The sequence below is a fragment of the Lysobacter sp. Soil_C_59 genome (assembly GCF_057656415.1).
In genome coordinates, this window is sequence record NZ_JBDGKK010000007.1 from 43,464 (window position 1) to 63,092 (window position 19,629).

At 68.1% G+C, this 19,629-nt stretch carries 16 protein-coding genes and 2 pseudogenes; 5 read left to right on the forward strand and 13 right to left on the reverse strand.

Annotated elements, in window-relative coordinates; translation table 11 throughout:
* Window positions 1-11: 11 nt before the first annotated feature.
* Window positions 12-728 (reverse strand): response regulator transcription factor, encoded by a 717-nt coding sequence (locus AC3A3Q_RS13690; protein ID WP_158733290.1) that lies wholly within the window; start codon window positions 726-728, stop codon window positions 12-14.
* Between the two features lie 109 nt (window positions 729-837).
* On the opposite strand from AC3A3Q_RS13690, the gene AC3A3Q_RS13695 reads away from it, so the two are divergent.
* Window positions 838-1,179: a DMT family protein gene (locus AC3A3Q_RS13695; protein ID WP_487586768.1), complete on the forward strand. Its 342-nt coding sequence runs from the start codon at window positions 838-840 to the stop codon at window positions 1,177-1,179.
* 28 nt (window positions 1,180-1,207) lie between these two features.
* Here AC3A3Q_RS13695 and AC3A3Q_RS13700 read toward each other — a convergent pair whose 3' ends face one another.
* Complete coding sequence (locus AC3A3Q_RS13700; protein WP_487586769.1) at window positions 1,208-1,510, reverse strand: Mpo1-like protein; 303 nt, start codon at window positions 1,508-1,510, stop codon at window positions 1,208-1,210.
* Between the two features lie 355 nt (window positions 1,511-1,865).
* Between AC3A3Q_RS13700 and AC3A3Q_RS13705 the strand changes: the two genes are divergently transcribed.
* Entirely contained in the window at window positions 1,866-2,519 is a 654-nt protein-coding gene (locus tag AC3A3Q_RS13705) for a M23 family metallopeptidase (protein WP_487586770.1), read from the forward strand.
* A 28-nt stretch (window positions 2,520-2,547) separates the two neighbouring features.
* On the opposite strand, the gene mazG is transcribed toward AC3A3Q_RS13705, so the two are convergent.
* From mazG to nudE, 3 genes are read right to left on the reverse strand one after another with little or no spacing between them, the layout of a single operon-like run.
* Window positions 2,548-3,375, reverse strand: coding sequence for a nucleoside triphosphate pyrophosphohydrolase (gene mazG, locus AC3A3Q_RS13710; RefSeq protein WP_487586771.1), 828 nt, complete (start codon window positions 3,373-3,375; stop codon window positions 2,548-2,550).
* Between the two features lies 1 nt (window position 3,376).
* Window positions 3,377-4,189 (reverse strand): 3'(2'),5'-bisphosphate nucleotidase CysQ, encoded by an 813-nt coding sequence (gene cysQ / locus AC3A3Q_RS13715; RefSeq protein WP_487586772.1) that lies wholly within the window; start codon window positions 4,187-4,189, stop codon window positions 3,377-3,379.
* Window positions 4,186-4,737 carry an ADP compounds hydrolase NudE gene (nudE, locus tag AC3A3Q_RS13720; RefSeq protein ID WP_200606631.1) on the reverse strand — a complete coding sequence of 184 codons (552 nt, stop codon included), beginning with the start codon at window positions 4,735-4,737 and terminating at the stop codon, window positions 4,186-4,188. Before nudE ends, cysQ begins: the two co-directional genes overlap by 4 nt.
* 95 nt (window positions 4,738-4,832) lie before the next feature.
* Here nudE and bioA point away from each other — a divergent pair, with 95 nt between their 5' ends.
* Together bioA and AC3A3Q_RS13730 are read left to right on the forward strand one after the other, a co-directional pair.
* Window positions 4,833-6,236: an adenosylmethionine--8-amino-7-oxononanoate transaminase gene (gene bioA / locus AC3A3Q_RS13725; RefSeq protein WP_487586871.1), complete on the forward strand. Its 1,404-nt coding sequence runs from the start codon at window positions 4,833-4,835 to the stop codon at window positions 6,234-6,236.
* Window positions 6,227-6,964 (forward strand): 16S rRNA (uracil(1498)-N(3))-methyltransferase, encoded by a 738-nt coding sequence (locus tag AC3A3Q_RS13730; protein ID WP_487586773.1) that lies wholly within the window; start codon window positions 6,227-6,229, stop codon window positions 6,962-6,964. The genes bioA and AC3A3Q_RS13730 overlap by 10 nt, the downstream gene beginning before the upstream one ends.
* 3 nt (window positions 6,965-6,967) lie before the next feature.
* On the opposite strand, the gene AC3A3Q_RS13735 is transcribed toward AC3A3Q_RS13730, so the two are convergent.
* Genes AC3A3Q_RS13735 through AC3A3Q_RS13750 form a run of 4 tightly spaced genes read right to left on the reverse strand, consistent with a single transcriptional unit; the run spans window position 6,968 to window position 12,945 of the window.
* Window positions 6,968-8,053, reverse strand: a complete 1,086-nt coding sequence (locus AC3A3Q_RS13735) for an acyltransferase family protein (protein WP_487586774.1) — start codon at window positions 8,051-8,053, stop codon at window positions 6,968-6,970.
* A complete protein-coding gene (locus AC3A3Q_RS13740) occupies window positions 8,050-8,586 on the reverse strand; it encodes a chemotaxis protein CheW (RefSeq protein ID WP_487586775.1) in 537 nt (178 codons plus the stop codon). The genes AC3A3Q_RS13735 and AC3A3Q_RS13740 overlap by 4 nt, the downstream gene beginning before the upstream one ends.
* Before the next feature lie 23 nt (window positions 8,587-8,609).
* Complete coding sequence (locus AC3A3Q_RS13745) at window positions 8,610-10,172, reverse strand: chemotaxis protein CheB (protein ID WP_487586776.1); 1,563 nt, start codon at window positions 10,170-10,172, stop codon at window positions 8,610-8,612.
* Window positions 10,165-12,945, reverse strand: coding sequence for a response regulator (locus AC3A3Q_RS13750; RefSeq protein WP_487586872.1), 2,781 nt, complete (start codon window positions 12,943-12,945; stop codon window positions 10,165-10,167). Before AC3A3Q_RS13750 ends, AC3A3Q_RS13745 begins: the two co-directional genes overlap by 8 nt.
* Between AC3A3Q_RS13750 and AC3A3Q_RS13755 the strand changes: the two genes are divergently transcribed.
* Window positions 12,828-13,340, forward strand: coding sequence for a pentapeptide repeat-containing protein (locus AC3A3Q_RS13755; RefSeq protein WP_487586873.1), 513 nt, complete (start codon window positions 12,828-12,830; stop codon window positions 13,338-13,340). The genes AC3A3Q_RS13750 and AC3A3Q_RS13755 overlap by 118 nt on opposite strands.
* Before the next feature lie 898 nt (window positions 13,341-14,238).
* On the opposite strand, the pseudogene AC3A3Q_RS13760 reads toward AC3A3Q_RS13755, so the two are convergent.
* From AC3A3Q_RS13760 to AC3A3Q_RS13775, 4 genes and pseudogenes are all read right to left on the reverse strand, one after another.
* Window positions 14,239-16,485: pseudogene (locus AC3A3Q_RS13760) on the reverse strand (Hpt domain-containing protein); the annotation flags it as partial.
* A gap of 115 nt (window positions 16,486-16,600) precedes the next feature.
* The gene (locus AC3A3Q_RS13765; protein ID WP_487586777.1) at window positions 16,601-18,625 is read right to left on the reverse strand and encodes a methyl-accepting chemotaxis protein; all 2,025 of its coding nucleotides are present in this window, start codon (window positions 18,623-18,625) and stop codon (window positions 16,601-16,603) included.
* Window positions 18,626-18,693: 68 nt separating this feature from the next.
* Window positions 18,694-19,254: pseudogene (locus tag AC3A3Q_RS13770) on the reverse strand (chemotaxis protein CheW); the annotation flags it as partial.
* Window positions 19,255-19,261: 7 nt separating this feature from the next.
* Window positions 19,262-19,627 carry a response regulator transcription factor gene (locus AC3A3Q_RS13775; protein WP_487586778.1) on the reverse strand — a complete coding sequence of 122 codons (366 nt, stop codon included), beginning with the start codon at window positions 19,625-19,627 and terminating at the stop codon, window positions 19,262-19,264.
* Window positions 19,628-19,629 lie beyond the last annotated feature (2 nt).

Below are 19,629 nucleotides of genomic sequence, written 5' to 3' on the forward strand. Positions count from 1 at the left end.
GCGCTGCCGTCTTACTCGGGCGGCTGCGAGATGTCGGCAACGCGGTAGCCGGCACTCTGCACCGTGTGCAGCAGTTGCTTGTCGAACGGCTTGTCGATGGTCTTGCGCAGGTTGTACAGATGGCTGCGCAAAGTGTCCGAATCGGGCAGGCCGTTGCCCCAGATCTCGCGCTCGATTTCCTGGCGACTGACCACCCGCGGCGACTCGCGCATCAGGATCGTCAGCAGGCGCAGGCCGATCGGCGAAAGCTGCAGCTCGCTGCCGCCCCGGGTCACGCGCAGGCTGGCCGGATCGAGCACGAGGTCGGCGACCTTGAGCACCTCACCGCCGACCTGGCGACGCTCGCGCCGGATCAGCGCGCGCAGGCGCGCCTCCAGCTCCTGGATCGCGAACGGCTTGGTCAGGTAATCGTCGGCGCCTGCCCCCAGCCCCGTCAGCTTCTCGTCGAGCGTGTCGCGCGCGGTCAGCATCAGCACCGGCGTCGACTTGCGCGCTTCCTCGCGCAGCTTCTTGCACAACTCCACGCCGTCCATGCGTGGCAGCATCAGATCCAGTACGACCACGTCATAATTGTTCTCGGTCGCCAGTCGGTAACCGTCGAGTCCGTCGCTGGCATAGTCCACCTCGAAGCCACGGCCCTCGAGGTATTCGCCGACCATCTCCGAGATGTTGCGGTTGTCCTCCACGATCAGGACCAGACCGCCGTCCCTTGTGCCGGTACCCTGCATGCAAACCCCTCCAACCCTTCAGCTTTGTGAAGGCTGCCTTTGCGAGTGTGGATGTTTCGTGAAGGTCCTGTGCTAAAGCTGAACGAATTCTTTACGACGAAGATTTCCCATGCCTGCCGAACGCATTTACCCGATCCTCCTGCTGCTCGGATCCAACCTGTTCATGACCTTTGCCTGGTACGGGCATCTCAAGTACAAATCCACGCCCCTGGTCATGGCCATCATGGTGAGCTGGGGCATCGCCTTCTTCGAGTACTGCCTGATGGTGCCCGCCAACCGGATAGGCAGCGCCGTCTACTCGGCGCCCCAGCTCAAGGGCATGCAGGAAGTGATCACCCTGCTGGTCTTCGCCGGTTTCTCCGCCTGGTACCTGGGCGAGCCGCTGAAGTGGAACCACTGGGCCGGCTTTGCCCTGATCGCCGTGGCGGCGTGGCTGATCTTCCTCGACTGATCCTTCCCCAGCTGAAGCCGGCGCGCGATCAGAAGCGGATCTTGCCGCTGAGGATGTCCTTGAACATCACCCAGTCGCCAGCGAACGAATAGAACGGATGGCGGAAGGTGGCCGGTCGATTCTTCTCGAAGAAGAAGTGGCCAACCCAGGCGAAGCCGTAACCGCACACCAGCGCGGCCAGCAGCCACCAGCCATTGCGCTCGACGATGGCCAGCACCAGCAGCGCCAGCACGCCGCAGCTGCCGATGAAATGCAGGCGCCGGCTGGTGCGATGGCTGTGCTCGCCCAGGTAGTACGGGTAGAACTCGCGGAAGCTGGAAAAGCGCGGCACGGTGTTCCTCCCAATGTCCCCATGTGGACCGGTGCGCCGTGCGCCGCGGCGGCAGCGCTGCCGGTCCGGACGTGATCGTGCACCGGTGCAGGCGATGGGGCAAGCAGGAGCGGTTTCGGGGCGAAATCCCGCCGGTTCTGGCACGAATCCCGGTCTGCGACGAACTCCGGTTTGGGACGAATCTGATGGTATGCGCGCAGGCCAACCGGACAATGTGCCCCGGACAAATCGTCCCGACACATCGCTCCGGCGCCCTATCCGGCGCCTCCAACCAAAATGCCGCCCCTGGCCTCCATCGCCCGGCCAGAAAGCTGCGTGCGCGCCAGTGGAAGGTGCCAGTCACCGGACCTCCGCCATGTTTCATCGTCACCGCCGCCAGTTCCCTCCCTTCGCCCGTTCCAGCGCGCGCCGACAACGCTCGGCGTGGCGGGCCAGCCTGCATGTGGCGGGTGCAGGGATGGTGATCGTGCTGGCCACCCAGGACAGCCCTGCCGCCTCGCATGTGCCGGCAGCAGTGACAGGGGCAGCGACAATGGTCGTTGCCTTGCCGCGACCCGAACCGCTCGCGTCCTCGCATCGGCATCTCTTCGACTTCGCGTCGGCACGACCGCGCAGCTTGCCGATGCGGTTGCCGCTGGACGCCATCCGGGTAACCTCCGGCTTCGGCCGCCGCACCGATCCCTTTCGACATCGCGCCGCGTTCCACAACGGCATCGATTTCGCCGCGCCGCCTGGCACCTCGGTGCACGCGACGGCCGACGGCATCGTCGCGCGCGCGACCTACAGCAAGGACTATGGCTACCTCGTCCTGATCGATCATGGCGACGGCTGCAGCACCCTCTATGCGCACAACGAACGACTGCTGGTGCGCGCGGGCGAGCCGATCCTGGCGGGGCAGCCGATCGCCCTGGTCGGATCTTCGGGGCGTTCGACCGGACCGCACCTGCACTTCGAGGTCCGCCAGGACGGTGTGCGCATGGACCCGGAGGACTACGTCGCCGGGTTGTGACCAACAGGCAGGCCGCGCTGCCGCTTGCCTAGGACTTCTCGGCCGCCTTGGCCCGGTCCCAGTAGCGGTCCTGGGCTTCCAGCGACTGCCCGGCCAGTTCCGCGCCATCGGCTTCCGCCAGGGCCTCCATCGCGCGGAAGCGACGCTCGAACTTCAGGTTGGCCCGGCGCATCGCAGCGCCTACATCGACCTTCGCGTGGCGCGCCAGGTTGGCGCAGACGAACAGCACGTCGCCGATCTCGTCCTCGAGCCGGTCGCGCGCGGCAGCATCGTCCGGATCGGCATCCAGCGCGGCAAACTCGGCGCGCACTTCCTCGATCTCCTCGTGCAGCTTGGCGATCACCGGCGTCACGTCGGGCCAGTCGAAACCCACGCGCGCGGCGCGCTTCTGCAACTTCACCGCGCGCTGCCACTCGGGCAGGCCACGGGCGATACCGGCAAGCGCGGAGCGGTCCTGGTGGCCGCGCTCCTGGAGGGCGCGGTCCTCGCGTTCGCGACGCTTGTGCTCTTCCCACGCGACCGTCTGCGCTTCCACGCCGTCGACTGCCGCATCGGCAAATACGTGCGGATGCCTGCGCACCATCTTGTCGCTGATCGCGGCGACCACGTCGGCGAATTCGAACGCGCCCTGCTCCTGCGCCATGCGCGAGTGGAACACCACCTGCAGCAGCAGGTCGCCCAGCTCGTCCTTCAGATCGTCCAGGTCACCGCGGTCGATCGCGTCGGCCACTTCGTAGGCTTCCTCGATCGTGTACGGCGCGATGCTGGCGAAATCCTGCTGCACGTCCCACGGGCAACCGCTTTGCGGGTCGCGCAGGCGCGCCATGATGGTGAGGAGACGGTCGATGTCGGACATGTCAGTTGCCCAGCCATTGCCGCCACGGCAGCGCGGGATCGCCCAGGGCGATGAAGTCACCGTTGAGGATGCCTTCGCGCTGGTTGTAGCGGAACGGACGTCCCTGCGGATCGAGCACCACGCCACCGGCGCCTTCGAGCACGCACTGGCCGGCCGCGGTATCCCACTCGCTGGTGGGTCCGAAGCGCGGATACACATCCAGTCGGCCATCGGCGAGCGTGCAGAACTTCAGCGACGAACCGAGCCCGATCGGCTCGACCTGGCCCATGCGCGCGATGAACGCCTCGGTGCGCGTGTCGCGATGGGAACGGCTGGCCGCCACGCGCAATGGCGAGGTAGCCGGCGCACGCGAACGCACCACTTCTTCACGATCGCCTTCACGGCGGAACGCACCGAGCGTGGCGCCGCCGTGCCAGAGCACGCCGGTCACCGGCGCCTGCACCACGCCGAACACGGCCACGCCGTCTTCGATCAGGGCGATGTTGACGGTGAACTCGCCGTTGCGCTTGACGAACTCGCGCGTGCCATCGAGCGGGTCGACCATCCACGAGCGCTGCCACTGCCGTCGCTGCGCGGTCGGAACTTCGTGCGCGGATTCCTCCGACAGCACCGGGATGTCCGGCGTCAGCCGCGCCAGGCCGTCGACGATGCAGCGGTGCGCGGCCAGGTCGGCGGCGGTCAACGGCGAATCGTCGTCCTTGTGCTGCACGGCGAAATCGCTGTCGTAGATGCCCAGGATCGCGGCGGCGGCATCGTGCGCCAGCGCGATCACGCCTTCGCGCAGCTCGCCGGCAATCATGTGGGTGGAGATCATGTCTGGTGCGTCCTCAGCCACTCGCGGGCGATGAAAAGGGCGGCGATGCTGCGGCCTTCGGAGAAGTCCTCGCGCAGGATCAGCTGGTGCAGGTCGTCGAGCTTCCACGGCACCACTTCCAACTCCTCGGGCTCGTCGCCGGGCAGTCGCTCCGGATACAGGTCGCGCGCCAGAACCAGATGCGCCTGGTGGCTCATGTAGGTCGGCGCCAGCGTCAGCGAGCGCAACACGTTGAGCGAGCGCGCGCCGTAGCCGGCTTCTTCCTTGAGCTCGCGGTCGGCTGCCTGCTCGGGCGTCTCGCCGGCATCGATCCGGCCCTTGACCAGGCCCAGTTCGTAGCGGTGCATGCCGGCGGCGTATTCGCGCACCAGCAACACGGTGTCGTCGTCGAGCAGGGGCACGACGACAACAGCGCCGTGGCCGCGCCCGTGCAGGCGCTCGTAATGGCGGCGTTCGCCGTTGGCGAACTCGAGATCGAGGCGTTCGAGCCGGTACGGACCGGCGTCATGCTCGGTGATGCTGTGGATGGTGGGCAGCCGGCGGCTCATGGCCAGGTTCCATGGCAGGCCCCGGCCGCTGCGCTGCACCGCGCGCCGCCAGGCGGGATAATGGTGGGATGCAGAAGAACACTCACGATAAGGCGATGCTAGCAGAGGCCGGTGTCCGGGCAGGTGGCGACGGCGATGCCGACCACTGGCGCGACCGCGACCTGGCGGTGCTGTGGCACCCGTGCACGCAGATGCGCGAGCATCCCGGGACCCTGCCGCTGCTGCCGATCGCGCGTGGCGAAGGTGCCTGGCTGGTGGGCCGCGACGGCCGCCGCTATCTCGACGCCATCAGCAGCTGGTGGACCAACCTGTTCGGCCACGCCGAGCCGCGCATCGCCGCCGCCATCGGCCAGCAGGCGATGACACTCGAACACGTGATCCTGGCCGGTTGCTCGCATGCGCCTGCGGTCGAGTTGGCCGAGCGCCTGCTCGCCATCGCGCCGCGCGAAACCGGCCGCGAACCCCTCAGCAAGGTTTTCTACGCCGACAACGGTTCGGCCGGCGTCGAGGTCGCGCTGAAGATGGCCTTCCACTGGTTCCGCAATCGCGGCATCGAGGGCCGGACCAAGTTCATCGCGCTCGACAACGGTTACCACGGCGAGACCCTGGGCGCGCTCGCGGTCGGCGACATCCCGCTGTACCGCCGCGTCTATGCGCCGTTGCTGGCCGAAGCCCTGTTCGCCCCGTCGCCCGATGCCTATCTGTGCGAAGCCGGCGAGACGCCGGAAGCGCATGCGCGTCGCGCCGCCGACGGCCTGCGCGAGTTGCTGGAGCGCCACGGCAACGAAGTCTGCGCGTTGATCCTCGAGCCACGCGTGCAGTGCGCCGGTGGCATGCGCATGCACGACCCGGTGTACCTGAAGCTGGCGCGCGAGCTGTGCGATGCGCACGGCGTGTTCCTGATCTGCGACGAGATCGCCGTCGGCTTCGGTCGCACCGGCACGCTGTTCGCCAGCGAGCAAAGCGGCGTGCAGCCGGACCTGCTGTGCCTGTCCAAGGGCCTGACCGGCGGCGCGTTGCCGCTGGCGGCGGTGCTGGCGACACAGACCATCTACGACGGCTTCCTCGACGATTCGCGCGAGAAGGCATTCCTGCATTCGCACAGCTACACCGGCAATCCGCTGGCATGCGCGGCGGCTCTGGCCAGCCTCGACATCTTCGCCAGCGACGACATCCTCAACCGCAACCGCGCCACCGCCGCGCTCATGACCGCTCTGGCGGCGCCGCTGGCCGGGCATCGCCACGTGGCCGATGTGCGCCAGGCCGGCATGATCGTCGCCTTCGAGCTGACCCCGGGCGGCGACCGCCGCGCCAGCTTCGATCCCGCCATGCGTGTCGGCCTGCGTGCCTACCGCGCCGCACTGGATCGCGGCGTGCTGCTGCGTCCGCTGGGCGACGTGCTGTACTGGATCCCGCCGTATTGCGTCGACGAGGAAGCCTTGCAGCTGCTCGCCGACACCACCCGCGCCGCCATCGACGAGGCCACCGCATGCGCCTGACCCGTGTCCACGTCGACCAGCCGCTGGCGGCCGGCAGCGAAGTTGTCCTGCCCGAGAGCGCGGCCGCCCACCTGGGGCGCGTCCTGCGCCTGGGCGTCGGTGATGCCTGCGTGCTGTTCAATGGCGATGGCCACGACTACGCAGCTCGGATCGTCGCCCTGGGCAAGCGCGAGCTGCGCGTGGCGGTCGACGCCGCCACCCCGGTGCTGCGTGAATCGCCGCTGCAGCTGGTGCTGCTGCAGGGCGTGGCGCGCGGCGAGAAGATGGACCTGATCCTGCAGAAGACGACCGAACTGGGCGCCGCCGCATTCCGTCCGCTGTGGTCGCAACGCAGCGAAGTGAAGCTGGACGAAGCGCGCGCGGAGAAGCGGCTGGCGCATTGGCGCAGCGTGGTGTCGTCGGCGTGCGAGCAAAGCGGTCGCGCTGTCGTGCCCGCCGTGTCCGCACCGGTGACGCTGCAGGCAACGCTGGCTGCCCTGCCCGCCGGCGGCCTGCGCCTGATCCTCGATCCGGAAGGCGAGCTGGCGTTCTCGAGCCTGTCGTTTGATACGAGTGCGCCGGTGTATCTGGCGATTGGTCCGGAAGGCGGCTGGTCGCCGCTGGATCGCGATCAGTTGCGCGCGGCGGGGTTCCTTGGGCTGCGGCTTGGGCCGCGCATCCTGCGTACCGAAAGTGCGGGGCTGGCGGCGGTTGCGGCGCTGCAGGCGCGGTTCGGGGATTTGCAGTAGCGATCAGATCTTGAAATGGATCCGTCGGGCGTCGAGCACGCGAACCACTACCCACCACACCGCAACGAAGGCAATCGCGAACGCCAGCGACGGCACGAACGGACCAAACTTCGGTGTCATCCAGTCGGCGAAGCCAACCCGATACAAAGGCTCCAGCCAACCGCCGGCGACCAGCGCGTAAAGCATGAACGCCGACCCCGCATAGGCCGCGATCGCATTGACGCCGAACGCGCGCCCCAGTGCCGGCAGTCCCTTGCGATCGACCAGCCAGTGCACGACTGCCAGCACCAAGCAGGCGATGCCCCCGGTCCACAGCACGTAAGAGGGCGTCCACAGGTTCTTGTTGAACGGCTGCCACCAGGACCAGGCCAGGCCCAGCGTCATGGCAATGGCACCCGCCAGCCACAGCGCACGCGAATCGCCGCGCCGCAGCCAGTCACCGGCACGCATGCCGAGCACTGTGGTCGCCAGTGCGCCCAGCGTGCTGACCAGCCCTTCGGGGTCGTGGCCGCGGCCGCTGGCTGGATCGAGTTGGTAAGCGTGGACACCCAGCAGCGCATGATCGATGCGGCTGGCGAGATTGACGAAGGGTTCGTAGCTGCCGCCGGCGGCGAGCAGTGCGCCATAGCCGACCAGCAGCGCGGCGAGCACCAGCCACTGCGTACGTGGCCGCGCATGCAGCGCCAGCAGGCCCCCGGCGGCGAAGCACAGGCCGATCCGCTGCAGGACTCCCATCACCCGGTAGTGCGCCAGGTCGAACGCCCACAGCGCCCACAGGTGCAACAGGAGGCCGAGGCCGATGATGCGCGCGGCGCGGACCAGCACGGTGCGCGTCATCGCGGCGGGAGCATCGCCACGCTCCAGGCGCGGCACCAGCGCCAGCGTGATCGACACGCCGACGATGAACAGGAACATCGGGAAGATCAGGTCGGTCGGCGTGCAGCCATGCCAGTGCGCGTGCAGCAGCGGCGCGTAGACGTGGCCCCAGTCACCCGGGTTGTTGACCAGCAGCATGGCGGCGACCGTGATGCCGCGAAGTGCATCGACCGACGCGAACCGCGCCGGCGTCGCCGCTGGTGTTGCGCTCAAGCCGCCTGTACCAGCACCGCGCTGACCTGCGCCTCGATCGATTCCAGGTCGGGCAGGAAGGCCGCGTCTTCGTTGAGCAGCACGCGCGCCTGCACGCCGTTGGGCAGCGACTGGGTGTCGTCGACGACGACCAGGGTGTCGCGTGACACCGTCACCAGGCGCGGGAAGCCCTGCGTCAGCATGGCGAAGTACGGCGCGCGCGGATTGCCGCCCAGTGCGCGCAGCACCACGACCTTGCTGCCCAGTCCGCCGCGCTCGTCGGCAAGGCCGGCCAGTCGCGCGAACGCGACCAGCGGCAGCTGCCAGCCGCGCCAGCGCATGCGCCCCAGCAGCCAGTCCGGCACGTCGGCCAGCGGCTCGGGTTCCGCGTACGACAGCACTTCGGCGATCGTCGCGTTGGGCAGCAGCAAGCGGCCACCGGCGACCTGGATCAGGACGCCGCGGATGTCGTTTTCGACAGCGGGGCCTCCGACGACCGGTACGGTCGCCGCATGCTTGCCGGCGGAACTATTGGAGTGATTTCGATTCGGCATCTGTAGGTTCCTGGTCTGCCCGCTCAACGCCAACGCGCGATCAGACGTTCGGCCAAATCGACCGGCTGCCCGGCAACGCCGCCGCGTGCGATCAGTGCGGTCGAGGCCGCGGCGTCATAGCAGCCGTCCGGTGCCTGGCCGGCCACTAACGCGCCCGCCCAGGAGTGATTCATCACGGCATCCACGCGCGACGGGTCGCTGCCGCTGAGCAGCAGCACCGCCGAATCCGCCGACGGCAGCGCGGCGATGACATCGCCTTCGCCTTCGATGAAGCGGATGCCGGACTCGTTGACGGCAATGCCGATCTCGGCCGGCAGGATGTAGATCGTTCCGGCCATCGCCAGCAGGCCCGGCTCGGCCAGCCTTACCTGCAACGGCGTGGCGCGCTGCATCTGCGCGACAAGCCGGTCGTAACGGCCGCCGTCGAGACGCTGCTGCACCATCACCGGGCGCGGGAAGGAATCAGGCAACGCACCGAGAAGCTGGCGCACGGCATCGGGTCCGCCAATGCCGGCCAGGACCAGAACCGCGCCGTTGTTGTGCACGGTCGTCCGGTCTTCGACCAGTTCCAGTGCGGAGATGCGCGTTTCCAGATCGCCGAGGTCGCGCTGGAACAGGTTGTTCGCTGCGCGCGTGTCGGTACTGGCCGTGCTGCCGGACGTCTCGTCGGCAAACGACCAGTCAGGAGCCAGCGGAGCGGCGGCAGCAGCAGTCGGGGCGACCGGTGCGACGTCGTCACTGGCAAGATCCAGCGAGCGGCTGGCTTCGAACAACAGGATCGGCTCGGCCGGAACGACGCGGTCCGTCGACGCCGCCGGCATTTCGAACGCACCGTCGTCGAGCAGCTCGACCACGATGGGTTCGGCCGCCGGAGCGATTTCGTAATCGAAACTGGATTCGAACGGCTCGATCACCAGCGCGTCGGCGTCGGTCGAGACCATGCCCGGTTCGTCGAGCAACGGCATCTCGATGGCGTCGAGGGACTCCGTCGCCATGAACGATGGCGTGCTTGCCATGGTGATGGGCGGCGCGTAATCGAGTTCCGCGGCAACCGGGTCGAACGGGCTGAGTGCCATCGTCTCGACCGGAGCCGGTGCCGGTACCGACGCAGGTGCCGGAGCCGGAGCCGGTGCGGCCACCACGACCGGCGGAGCAACGGGTTCGGCCATCACGGCAGCCACGACGGGCGCAGGTTCCGGCGGATCGAAGGCATCGCCCTCGCCTTCCGGCTCGTGCCCCGGCGGGAGCACATCGCCATGACCCTGCAGCTTGGCCGACAAGTGCCGGCTCCAGCGCGCCAGGTCCCAGCCCTCGCGTGAGGCGGCCAGAGCCGCCTCTTCGTAAATCACTTCAACCGCTGGATCAGCCAGCACGGGATCGAACCGTTCAATGGCGTCCTCGGTGACCGCGTCCAGGGCCACCACGATCACCTGCGGCGCCGCCAGTCCGAGCGCTGACGGATCCAGCGTGGTCGGGTCGGCTTCCAGAACCAGTTGCGCGCCGGCATCGGACAGCGCCGAGCGCAGGCGTTCGCACGCCGCGCCCGGTCGCGCCAGCAGTACCGCGCGACGCGAAGACTCACTCATGGCCGCGAGATGCTCCCTGCGCATTGATGCCGAGCAGTTCGTATACGTTGCGGATCAGTTCCGGCTCCTGGTACGGCTTGCCGAGGTAGCGCTCCACACCGATCTCGAACGCGCGCTGGCGGTGCTTGTCGCCGGTACGCGAGGTGATCATCACGATCGGCACGCCACGCAGGCGCGAATCGCCCTTCATGGCGGTGGCCAGCTCGTAGCCGTCCATGCGCGGCATTTCGATGTCGAGCAGCATCAGGTCCGGCACGCGGTCGGCCATGCGCTCCAGGGCATCGATGCCGTCCTTCGCGGTGAGGACTTCGAAGTTGTGGCGCTCCAGCACGCGGCCGGTGACCTTGCGCATCGTCACCGAGTCGTCGACCACCATCACCAGCGGCACGCGACGCTGTTCGACCGGCGCCACGACCACCGGCACGTGGTCGCGCGGCAGCAGCATCTGGCGGCGCACCAGCGGGGCGACGTCGAGGATCACGACCACGCGGCCGTCACCCATGATGGTCGCGCCGAAGATGCCAGGCACCGAAGCAACCTGCGGACCGACGGCCTTCACCACGATTTCTCGGTTGCCGACGACCTGGTCGACGCAGACCGCGGCGCGCAGGTCACCGGAGCGGATCAGCAGCAGCGGCATCTGCAGGTGGCCTTCGGCCTTGGCAGTACCGTGGCCGACCAGCGCACCGAGGTCGTGGACCGTGTAGTCCTCGCCGCCGTAGCGGTAGGTCGCATCGGCCATGTCGAGGCGGTCGCGGGCGATGCGGCCGACGCCGCGGACCGAGGCGATCGGCACGGCGAAGGTGGTCTCGCCGATGCGGACGAACACTGCCTGGGTGACCGCGAGCGTCTGCGGCAGGCGCAGGGTGAAGTTGACGCCCTTGCCCGGGACCGAGTGGATGTCGAGCGTGCCGCCGAGCTGGCGCACTTCGCTGGCGACCACGTCCATGCCCACGCCACGGCCGGACAGGCGGCTGACGGCATCGGCGGTGGAGAAGCCCGGTTCCAGGATCAGTGCATCGAGGGCGGCATCGGACAGCACCGCGTCGGCGCGGACCAGGCCACGCTCTTCGCCACGGCGGCGGATCGCGGCGCGGTCGAGGCCGGCACCGTCGTCGCCGACTTCCAGCACCACTTCCGAACCTTCGCGGCGGACCGCGATTCGGATCGTGCCCTCTTCCGGCTTGTGCGCCTTGCGGCGCTTGTCCGGCGTTTCCAGGCCGTGCGCGACGGCGTTGCGCAGCAGGTGTTCCAGCGGCGCGGTCATGCGCTCGAGCACGTTGCGGTCGAGTTCGCCCTGGGTACCGTCGAGCTTGAGCTGGACGTTCTTGCCCAGTTCGCCCGAGGCCTGGCGGACGACACGGCGCAGGCGCGGCAGCAGGCCGTCGAACGGCACCATGCGCGTGCGCATGAGGCCTTCCTGCAGTTCCGAGCTCACGCGCGACTGCTGCAGCAGCAGCGTTTCGTACTGACGGGTCAGGTCGTCGAGCGTGGTCTGCAGGCTGGTCTGGTCAGCGGCCGACTCGGCCAGTGCACGCGACAGCTGCTGCAGGTTGGAGAAGCGGTCGAGCTCGAGCGGATCGAATGCCTGCTCGGCCAGATCGCCTTCGCGCTGGTAGCGGGCGACGATCTGCGCTTCGGTTTCGATTTCCAGTCGACGCAGCTGGTCACGCATACGCGTGTTGGTCGCGGCCATTTCCGCGATGGCGCCGCGGAATGCACCGAGCTGCTGTTCCAGTCGGGCGCGGTAGATCGCGACTTCACCGGCGTAGTTGACGAGGCGATCGAGCAGGTCGGCGCGGATTCGCACCTGTTCCTGCGGAGCGCGCACGCCGATCTCGTCGTCGTCGGTGGCCGGCGCATCGCTGATCGGCGCCGACAGCGGCTTGAGTTCGACGTGCTGCGGTGCTTCCACCACGGCCGGAGCCGGCTTGGCAGCCTCGACCTGCACGGCCGGCACATAGGCCTGGCCGCGGGCACGCGCGTCGAACTGCGCGATCAGTTCCTCCGGCATGGCGATCGCGCGGCGTTCGCCGACACGCGTCACCATGGCATGGAGGCGATCGAAGCCGTGCTCGAGCAGCGGCACGCCATCGCGGCCGAGTTCGCAGCGTTGTTCGGCCACGGCTTCGAGCAGCGATTCCATGGCGTGGCCGAGTTCGCCCACGGCCATGATGCCGGCCATGCGCGCGCCGCCCTTGATGGTGTGCAGGTCGCGCTGCAGGCCGACCACCGGCTCGCGGTCACCCGGCGCCTGGCGCAGTTGCGCGAGCAGGCCGTCGGAGTGGTCGAGCAGGTCGCTGGCTTCCTCGACGAAGATGTCGACCAGTTCCGGGTCCAGCCCGCTCAGGTCCAGTGCTTCGTCCGGATCGTCGCTGGCTGCCAGTGCGTGCGCGATCAGCGCAGCGACGGCCGGTTCCTGGGCATCGTCGGCTTCGTCGGCAGCTGCAGCGTCGGCAACGGCATCGTTGGCGACTGCCGCGCGCGGCTCGTGCGCGACCGGAGCGCGCTCGGGCTGATCGTTGTCCGACTCGTTGGCGCCCGGGGCGCCCGCGTCGGCGAACGCTGCCAGACCGACCGAGGCAGTGGCTTCGATCGCGGCGGCCTGCTGTTCGCGGGCGACACGCTCGGCCTCTGCGTAATCGGCTTCAAGGCGTGCGTACTCGCGCTCTTCTTCGGCAAGGCGCTCGGCTTCGAGGCGCTCGGCTTCAAGGCGTTCTGCTTCGAGGCGTTCTGCTTCGAGGCGTTCTGCTTCGGCACGCTCGGCAGCCAGGCGCTCGGCTTCGAGACGCTCGGCCTCGGCGCGTTCGGCCTCGGCGCGTTCGGCCTCGGCGCGTTCGGCTTCAGCGCGTTCGGCTTCGGCACGTTCGGCTTCGGCACGTTCGGCTTCAGCGCGTTCGGCTTCGGCACGTTCTGCGTCGAGACGCTCTGCTTCGAGGCGTTCTGCTTCGAGGCGTTCTGCTTCGAGGCGCTCGGCTTCGAGACGCTCGTTTTGCAGACGCGCGCTTTCGAGCAGCGCCGTTTCCAGACGCTCCGCTTCCAGGCGTGCGATCTCGACACGCTCGGCTTCCAGGCGTGCGTCCTGCTCGCGCTGGATCAGGGCAAGGCGTTCGGCCTCGGTCTGCTCCAGGGCAAAGCGCTCGCCCTGCACGCTTTCGACTTCGATGAGCTCGGTATTGGCCAGTTCGATGGCCAGGCGCTCGGCTTCGATGCGGCGCGCTTCGGCCAGTTCGGCCTCCACGCGTTCGGCCTGCGAAGAATCGGCAAGGAAATCCGGACCGGCGTCGCCGGCCAGGTCGGTGAACTCGCTCAGGTCGAACGCCGTCAGCAGGGCCTCGTCGCCGTCGTCCATCGAGATGGCGACATCCATCGGCTCGATGTTGACCGGCATCGACTGGCGCGCATCCGGCAGACCGTCGCGCAGCGCACGCATGCGCGCGGCAAGTCCTTCGAACGCGGGCACGCGCGGATACGGCGTCTTCAGCGTGGCCAGGGTGCGACGGATCGCATTGGCCACGTCGGCCATCGCCGCAACGCCCTCGCTGCTGGCCGGCTGGCCGGAAGCAAGCAGGCGCTTGACGTAGATCTCCGTCGGCCCGGTGATCTCGGTGATCACCGGCACTTCGGTCATCGCGAAGGCGCCGTTGAGCGTGTGGAACGAACGCTGCAGGCCGTCGTCGACCAGGCGCGGACCGTGGTTGGCCGCGGCCAGCCACTGCTCGATCGTGACCAGGTGGCCGCTGACCTCGGCGTCGAGGATCTCCAGCAGCACCGCGTCGACCGAGGCGGGGGTACCCGGCTCGATCTCGACCACGACTGCCGGTTCTTCGATCGATTCTTCGACGGCGTAGACGGGCTCGGATTGCTCTTCCGCGACCAGCACGTCGAGGTTGACCGCTTCCAGCGCGATCTCTTCGACCACGACCGGTTCCTCGACCACGGCGGCGGCGACCGCCATGGCTGCAGGCGGCGTGTAGTGCCCCTCGTTGCCTTCGGCGAGACGGTCGGCGTGCGCTTCCATTCCGGCCAGGTCTGCCGAGATGACGCCCTCGTTGCGCAGCGCGGCGTGCAGCTGCGGCAGCGCGGTGTAGGCATGGCCGACCAGGCCCATCACCGCCGGGCTGGCGGGACGGGTGCCGTCGAGCACGCGGTTGAGCAGGTTCTCGATCTTCCAGCTGAACTCGCCCAGGGTCTTGGCACCGACCAGGCGGCCGCTGCCCTTGAGCGTGTGGAATACGCGACGGATCGGGCGCAGGCGTTCGCTGTCGTCCGGCGACTCGTGCCAGACCGGCAGCAGGTCGCCGAGGTGACGGATCTCCTCGTCGAGTTCCTCGAGGAAGACCTCGCGGATCTCGTCGTCGATGTCGTCGCTGTGCTCGAAGCCACCGGCGGCGATGGCTTGCGCCGTCGTTGCCACCGGAGCCGGTGCGGGTGCCGGCGCGGCAACCACTGGCGCGGCAACTTCGATCGCTGCCGGCGCGGGCGCCACCTTCTCGTCCGACGACGCGGACATCGTCACCGTGCCCAGCGTGATCGTGTCGGACAGTTCGAAGTCCGGGACGTTGGCCAGCTCTTCGCGCGTGATCGGCGAAGACGGCGCCATCGTCGCGGCGATGTCGAATTCCGGCAGCGGCCAGTAGCGCAGGGATTCCAGGCTCTGGCGGGTGATGTCGAGGATGTTGTTGCGGTTCGGGCGCTGCTCGCGCAGTGCCTCCAGGTAGTACTCCAGGCTCGCCAGGGCGTCGGCCAGGGTGTCGAGTTGCTGACCGTTGGGCACGCGCTTGCGGCCGATCAGCTCGACCTCGGTGTAGCGCTTGACGCCGGTCAGGTAGTCGGCCGGCTGCGACAGTTCGAGCATGCGCAGCGCGCCGCCGACTTCGTCCAGCACGCGCGGGACTTCGGCCAGTTCGGCGTGGTCCCAGTTGGTTTCAACGAAGGCCACGAAGGCCTGGCGGGCGTCGCCGAAGTTGGCGATGGCCTCGCGCACGACCACGTCCAGGACCTTGCGAGCCTCACCGGCGAGCAGGTCGTCGTCGGCCTGTTCGTCCGGCAGGCCCAGGCGCGAAACCTGGTCATCGAGCGAGGCATCGACATAAAGCAGTGCGCCGGCGACGTCGAGCAGTGCACCTTCGTCGGCCGGACGGCGTCCGCTGACGATCTCGTGCATCGCATCGCGCTGCTGCAGCACGACGGTGCGGGCAACGCCCAGACCCATCATGCCGAGCGTGTCGCTGACGCGGGTCAGTGCTTCCACCTGCGGCATCAGGCCGGCGACATCGGTCTGGCCGGTGCGCAGGTGCAGGTCGAGCGCGTCCTTGACGCGCAGCAGGTCTTCCTTGATCGCCGCGGCGACGGTATCGAGCAGCGCGCGATTGCGACCGCTGAGGCTGCCGCGGGCATGTTCGAGTTCGGACTCGCTGGGCAGGTGCGATGCGAGTTCGAAGGTGTGGCGCAGGTCGTCCAGCGCCGGATGGCGGCCATCGCTGTGGGCGACGTGGTACAGCAGCTGGCGGGTCGGCTCGGCGGCCGGCTCGGTGCGCGGCGCGGCGAAACCATCATCGGCCAGCATCAGGCGCGCTTCGCGCTCGACGCCACCGAAGGCCTGGCGCAGGGCGCGCGTGGCCGGCAGGGCGCCGTCACGCAGGGCGCCGGCGACCGAGGAGGCCACCCACAACATGCGCCGCACTGGTTCCAGCACGACGTCCGACAGCAGCCCGTCGACAGCGCCGGCGAGCTTGTCCGGATGCGCGGGATTGCCGTCTTCCGGCCAGGTCGCCAGGGCATCGCGCAGTGCGGCCAGGTGACCGGCCGAGCTGTGCGACGGTGCACTGCGCTGGGTCGGCGCGCCGGCCAGGTTCGCCGGCAACGGACGGTCAAGGTCGGGCGCGAACAGCACGCTCTCGTTGAGGCCGGCTTCGCCGCGCGTGGCGCGCAGTTCGTTCAGCAGCGGCAGCAGCACGATAGGGATATCGCGGTGGCCGCCCTGCAGGCGTTCCAGGTAGTCGGGCAACAGGACGACGCCGCGCATCAGCGCCGCGCAGGCCTCGTCGCGATCGGCGACCTTGCCCTGCTGCAACGCCAGTGCCAGGCGCTCCATTTCCTCGGCGACCATCGCTGGCGCGTACAGCTCGACCATGCGCAAGGTGCCGTGCACCTGGTGCAGCTGATCGGCGCAATGGCGCATGCGGCTGGTGTCGGCAGGATTCTCGGCATACGCCTCGATTTCCTGCTGCGCCAGGCGCAGGGTCTCGTCCAGCTCCGGCTTGATCCAGCCCAGCGTGGTCGTATCGATTGCTTCGCGCATCACCGTCATCGTTCACCCCACGCAGCGGTGAACCGGCGCGTTCCGTGGCCCATGCCCTCGTGCATGCTCGTGCCGAGCATGCGCCGGTGGCCACATTTGAACCTGTTCATCGACCTCGTCCTTGTCAGGCCGGCAGCTTGAAGTCGGCAACGGAGCGACGCAGGTCGGCTGCCAGTTGCGCGAGGTTTCCAATCGACGCCGCCGTCTGGTTCGCACCCTGCGAGGTCTGCGCCGTAATCGACTGGATGGTGTTCATCGTCGCGGTGATGTTCGATGCCGCGCTGGACTGCTGCTGCGCGGCGGTCGAGATGCCCTGAATGAGGTTGGACAAGTCCGACGACACCTTTTCGATCTCGCCCAGCGCGGTACCCGCGTCCTCGGCCAGTCGTGCACCGGCGACCACTTCCGAAGTCGTCTGCTCCATCGAGCTGACGGCTTCGTTGGTGTCGGACTGAATCGTCTGGACCAGCGTTTCGATTCGCTTGGTCGCGTTGGATGCGCGTTCTGCCAGTCGCTGCACTTCGTCGGCCACGACCGCGAAGCCGCGGCCCGCTTCACCGGCCGAAGCCGCCTGGATTGCCGCGTTAAGCGCCAGGATGTTGGTCTGCTCGGAGATGTCGTTGATCAGTTCCACGATCGAGCCGATTTCCTGCGAGCTTTCACCCAGTCGCTTGATTCGCTTCGAGGTTTCCTGGATCTGGTCGCGGATCGAGTCCATGCCGGCGATCGTCTGGCGCACCACGCCCGCACCCTTGGTCGCGATCTGCACCGAGCGCTGCGCCACGTCGGCCGATTCGGCCGAGTTGCGCGACACCTGGTTGATCGAGGCCGCGATTTCACTGATACGGCTGGAAGCGGAGTTGATTTCCTGCGCCTGGTGCTCTGCGGCCTCGGCCAGGTGCATGGCGGTGGCCTGCGTTTCCTGGGCGCTGGCGGCAACCTGCACCGAGGTGTCGGTAATCGTCTGCACCAGGCTGCGCAGCTGTTCGACTGCGAAGTTGATCGAGTCGGCGATGGCGCCGGTCATGTCCTCGGTGACGGTGGCCTTTACGGTCAGGTCGCCTTCTGCGAGCGAACCCATCTCGTCCAGCAGGCGCATGATCGCCTCCTGGTTACGGTCGTTGAGTTCCTTGGTGGTCAGGTAGCGCTTCTTCTGCTGGCTGTTGAGCGAGAACACCAGGAAGACGATCGCGAGCAGCGCGCCTGCACCGGACAGGATCGAGATCCACAGGTTGCCGGCGATGCTGGTGTCCTTCAGCGAACCGAAGGCGGTAAAGGCGCGGAACAGGTTCTGGCTGTCGGCCAGCAGCTTGTTGGAGCCGCCGGTGATCGCTTCGGCTGCGGCCTGTGCGCGGAACAGGTTCTGCGAGCTGGACAGGATGGCGTCCAGGTCCTTCTTCATTTCCAGCCACAGCGTCTCGGCCTGGGCCAGTGCGGCCAGGGCGTTGCTGTTGCCCAGCGGGGTCACGCCGAAGGCGGCGTCGCCCTTGCGCAGGCCGGTCAGGACGTTGCCGAACACGGCGGCGTCGCGGCCCAGGGCCTCACCCGCCAGCGCGGCGCCACTGCCACCGGCGCGGATCTGGGTGATGCGTTCGTTCATCTTGCCCGACAGCACCACCTGGCGCAGGGCGATGTAGACCTGCGAGGACGGCGAACCCGATGCCGACATCGCGCGCACCAGTTCGTCCAGGCGCGCCTGCAGCTGCGGCACGCGGCTGGTGAAGCTGTCGGCGTTGCCGGCCAGGGCCAGCACCGCGGTTTCGCTCGAGACCACCTGGTCTGCGCTCTTGCCGAGCGGGCCCCAGGTGTCGGCGACGGTCTTGATCGGACCGGAAACGCCGGCGGTGTCGCCGAAGTTGGTGTTGAGCTGCTCCACGTCCTGGACGATCTGGGCGCGGGTTTCCTTGAACGCGGTGAAGGCCGCGGCGTCACCGCTGACCGCCTCCGAGCCCTGCACGGCCAGCTTCTGCGAGTTCACCTGCAGATCCGAGGCCGAGGAGCTGGCGCCACCGAGTCGGGCCGCCTTCCACGTTGCGTAGCCTGTGTTGAGGCCGAAGATGAGCACCGATATGCCCAGCACGACCAGCCAGGTGTTGACGCCAAGGCTACGGCCCTTGCCGGCAGCGCTATCAATCGCAGTGACACTCATGATTCAACCTCGGTATTGTTGCTGCTGGAGCGGTGCTCGGACCGCGACATGTCAGTGCGCGGCATTTCAGAGGCCGCTTGGCGGAACTCGGGCGTGCGGGCCAGCCTGTCCAGGCTGAAGATGCCCCACGTGTGGTTGTCGAGGCGGTAGGCGCGCTCGATGAAATGGCTGTAGCGGCCGGTGGCCAGTGCGGCGTCGGAGCCCTCTTCGGCCTCCGGCTCGACTTCGACCTCGACCAGCTGCTGTTCCAGGAAGCTGCGCTGACCGTAGAGCTCGTCGATCAGCACCGCAACGTCGCCGCCGGGCTGGCGCACGAGCAGAATGCGCTGACTTTCATGCAGCACGGTGCGCTGGCCTTCCAGGAACTGCTTGAGGTCCACGATCGGCAAAAGACTGCCGCGGACGTTGGCCAGGCCAAGCAGCCACGGCTGCGCGCCAGGCACCGGGGTGACCTGCGGCAGCGGGAGGATTTCCAGCACCTCGCCGAAGCCGGAGGCCAGGCGACGGTCACCAATGCGGTAACCGACGCCACGCCACAGGCCCGGCGCGTCGAGCTGCTCGGGCAAGCCGACCACGTGCGCCAGGCTGCGGCGCTCGTAGTCGACCAGCACATCGAACGGCGAATGCAACATCTAGTCAGGCACCCAGCAAGGCGTTGATACGGGCGATCAGCTCGTCTTCGCGCGGCGGCTTGACGATGTAGTCGCGGGCACCCTGGCGCATGCCCCAGGCCTTGTCGGTGTCCATGCCCTTGGTGCTGACGATGAGCACCGGAATGGCGCTGGTGTCGGCGTCGCGAGACAGGGCACGGGTGGCCTGGAAGCCGTTCATGCCCGGAAGCACGACGTCCATCATCACCAGGTCGGGCTTCTCGCGCTTGCAGGTTTCAATGCCGTCTTCGGCACTGCCCGAGGCCAGCACCTGGTGGCCATTGCGCTCAAGAAGCTGGGTAAGGACCGCCGTATCGGTCGGCGAGTCCTCGATAAGAAGAATACGTGCCATTT

Excerpts from the sequence above, each read along its gene's own strand:
- AC3A3Q_RS13695 (WP_487586768.1), top strand. The coding sequence starts at position 838 with ATGCCTGCCGAACGCATTTACCCGATCCTCCTGCTGCTCGGATCCAAC.
- bioA (WP_487586871.1), top strand. The coding sequence starts at position 4,833 with ATGCTAGCAGAGGCCGGTGTCCGGGCAGGTGGCGACGGCGATGCCGAC.
- AC3A3Q_RS13740 (WP_487586775.1), bottom strand. The coding sequence starts at position 8,586 with ATGCCGAATCGAAATCACTCCAATAGTTCCGCCGGCAAGCATGCGGCG.
- mazG (WP_487586771.1), bottom strand. The coding sequence starts at position 3,375 with ATGTCCGACATCGACCGTCTCCTCACCATCATGGCGCGCCTGCGCGAC.
- AC3A3Q_RS13775 (WP_487586778.1), bottom strand. The coding sequence starts at position 19,627 with ATGGCACGTATTCTTCTTATCGAGGACTCGCCGACCGATACGGCGGTC.
- AC3A3Q_RS13745 (WP_487586776.1), bottom strand. The coding sequence starts at position 10,172 with ATGAGTGAGTCTTCGCGTCGCGCGGTACTGCTGGCGCGACCGGGCGCG.
- cysQ (WP_487586772.1), bottom strand. The coding sequence starts at position 4,189 with ATGATCTCCACCCACATGATTGCCGGCGAGCTGCGCGAAGGCGTGATC.
- nudE (WP_200606631.1), bottom strand. The coding sequence starts at position 4,737 with ATGAGCCGCCGGCTGCCCACCATCCACAGCATCACCGAGCATGACGCC.
- AC3A3Q_RS13765 (WP_487586777.1), bottom strand. The coding sequence starts at position 18,625 with ATGAGTGTCACTGCGATTGATAGCGCTGCCGGCAAGGGCCGTAGCCTT.
- AC3A3Q_RS13690 (WP_158733290.1), bottom strand. The coding sequence starts at position 728 with ATGCAGGGTACCGGCACAAGGGACGGCGGTCTGGTCCTGATCGTGGAG.
- AC3A3Q_RS13730 (WP_487586773.1), top strand. The coding sequence starts at position 6,227 with ATGCGCCTGACCCGTGTCCACGTCGACCAGCCGCTGGCGGCCGGCAGC.
- AC3A3Q_RS13705 (WP_487586770.1), top strand. The coding sequence starts at position 1,866 with ATGTTTCATCGTCACCGCCGCCAGTTCCCTCCCTTCGCCCGTTCCAGC.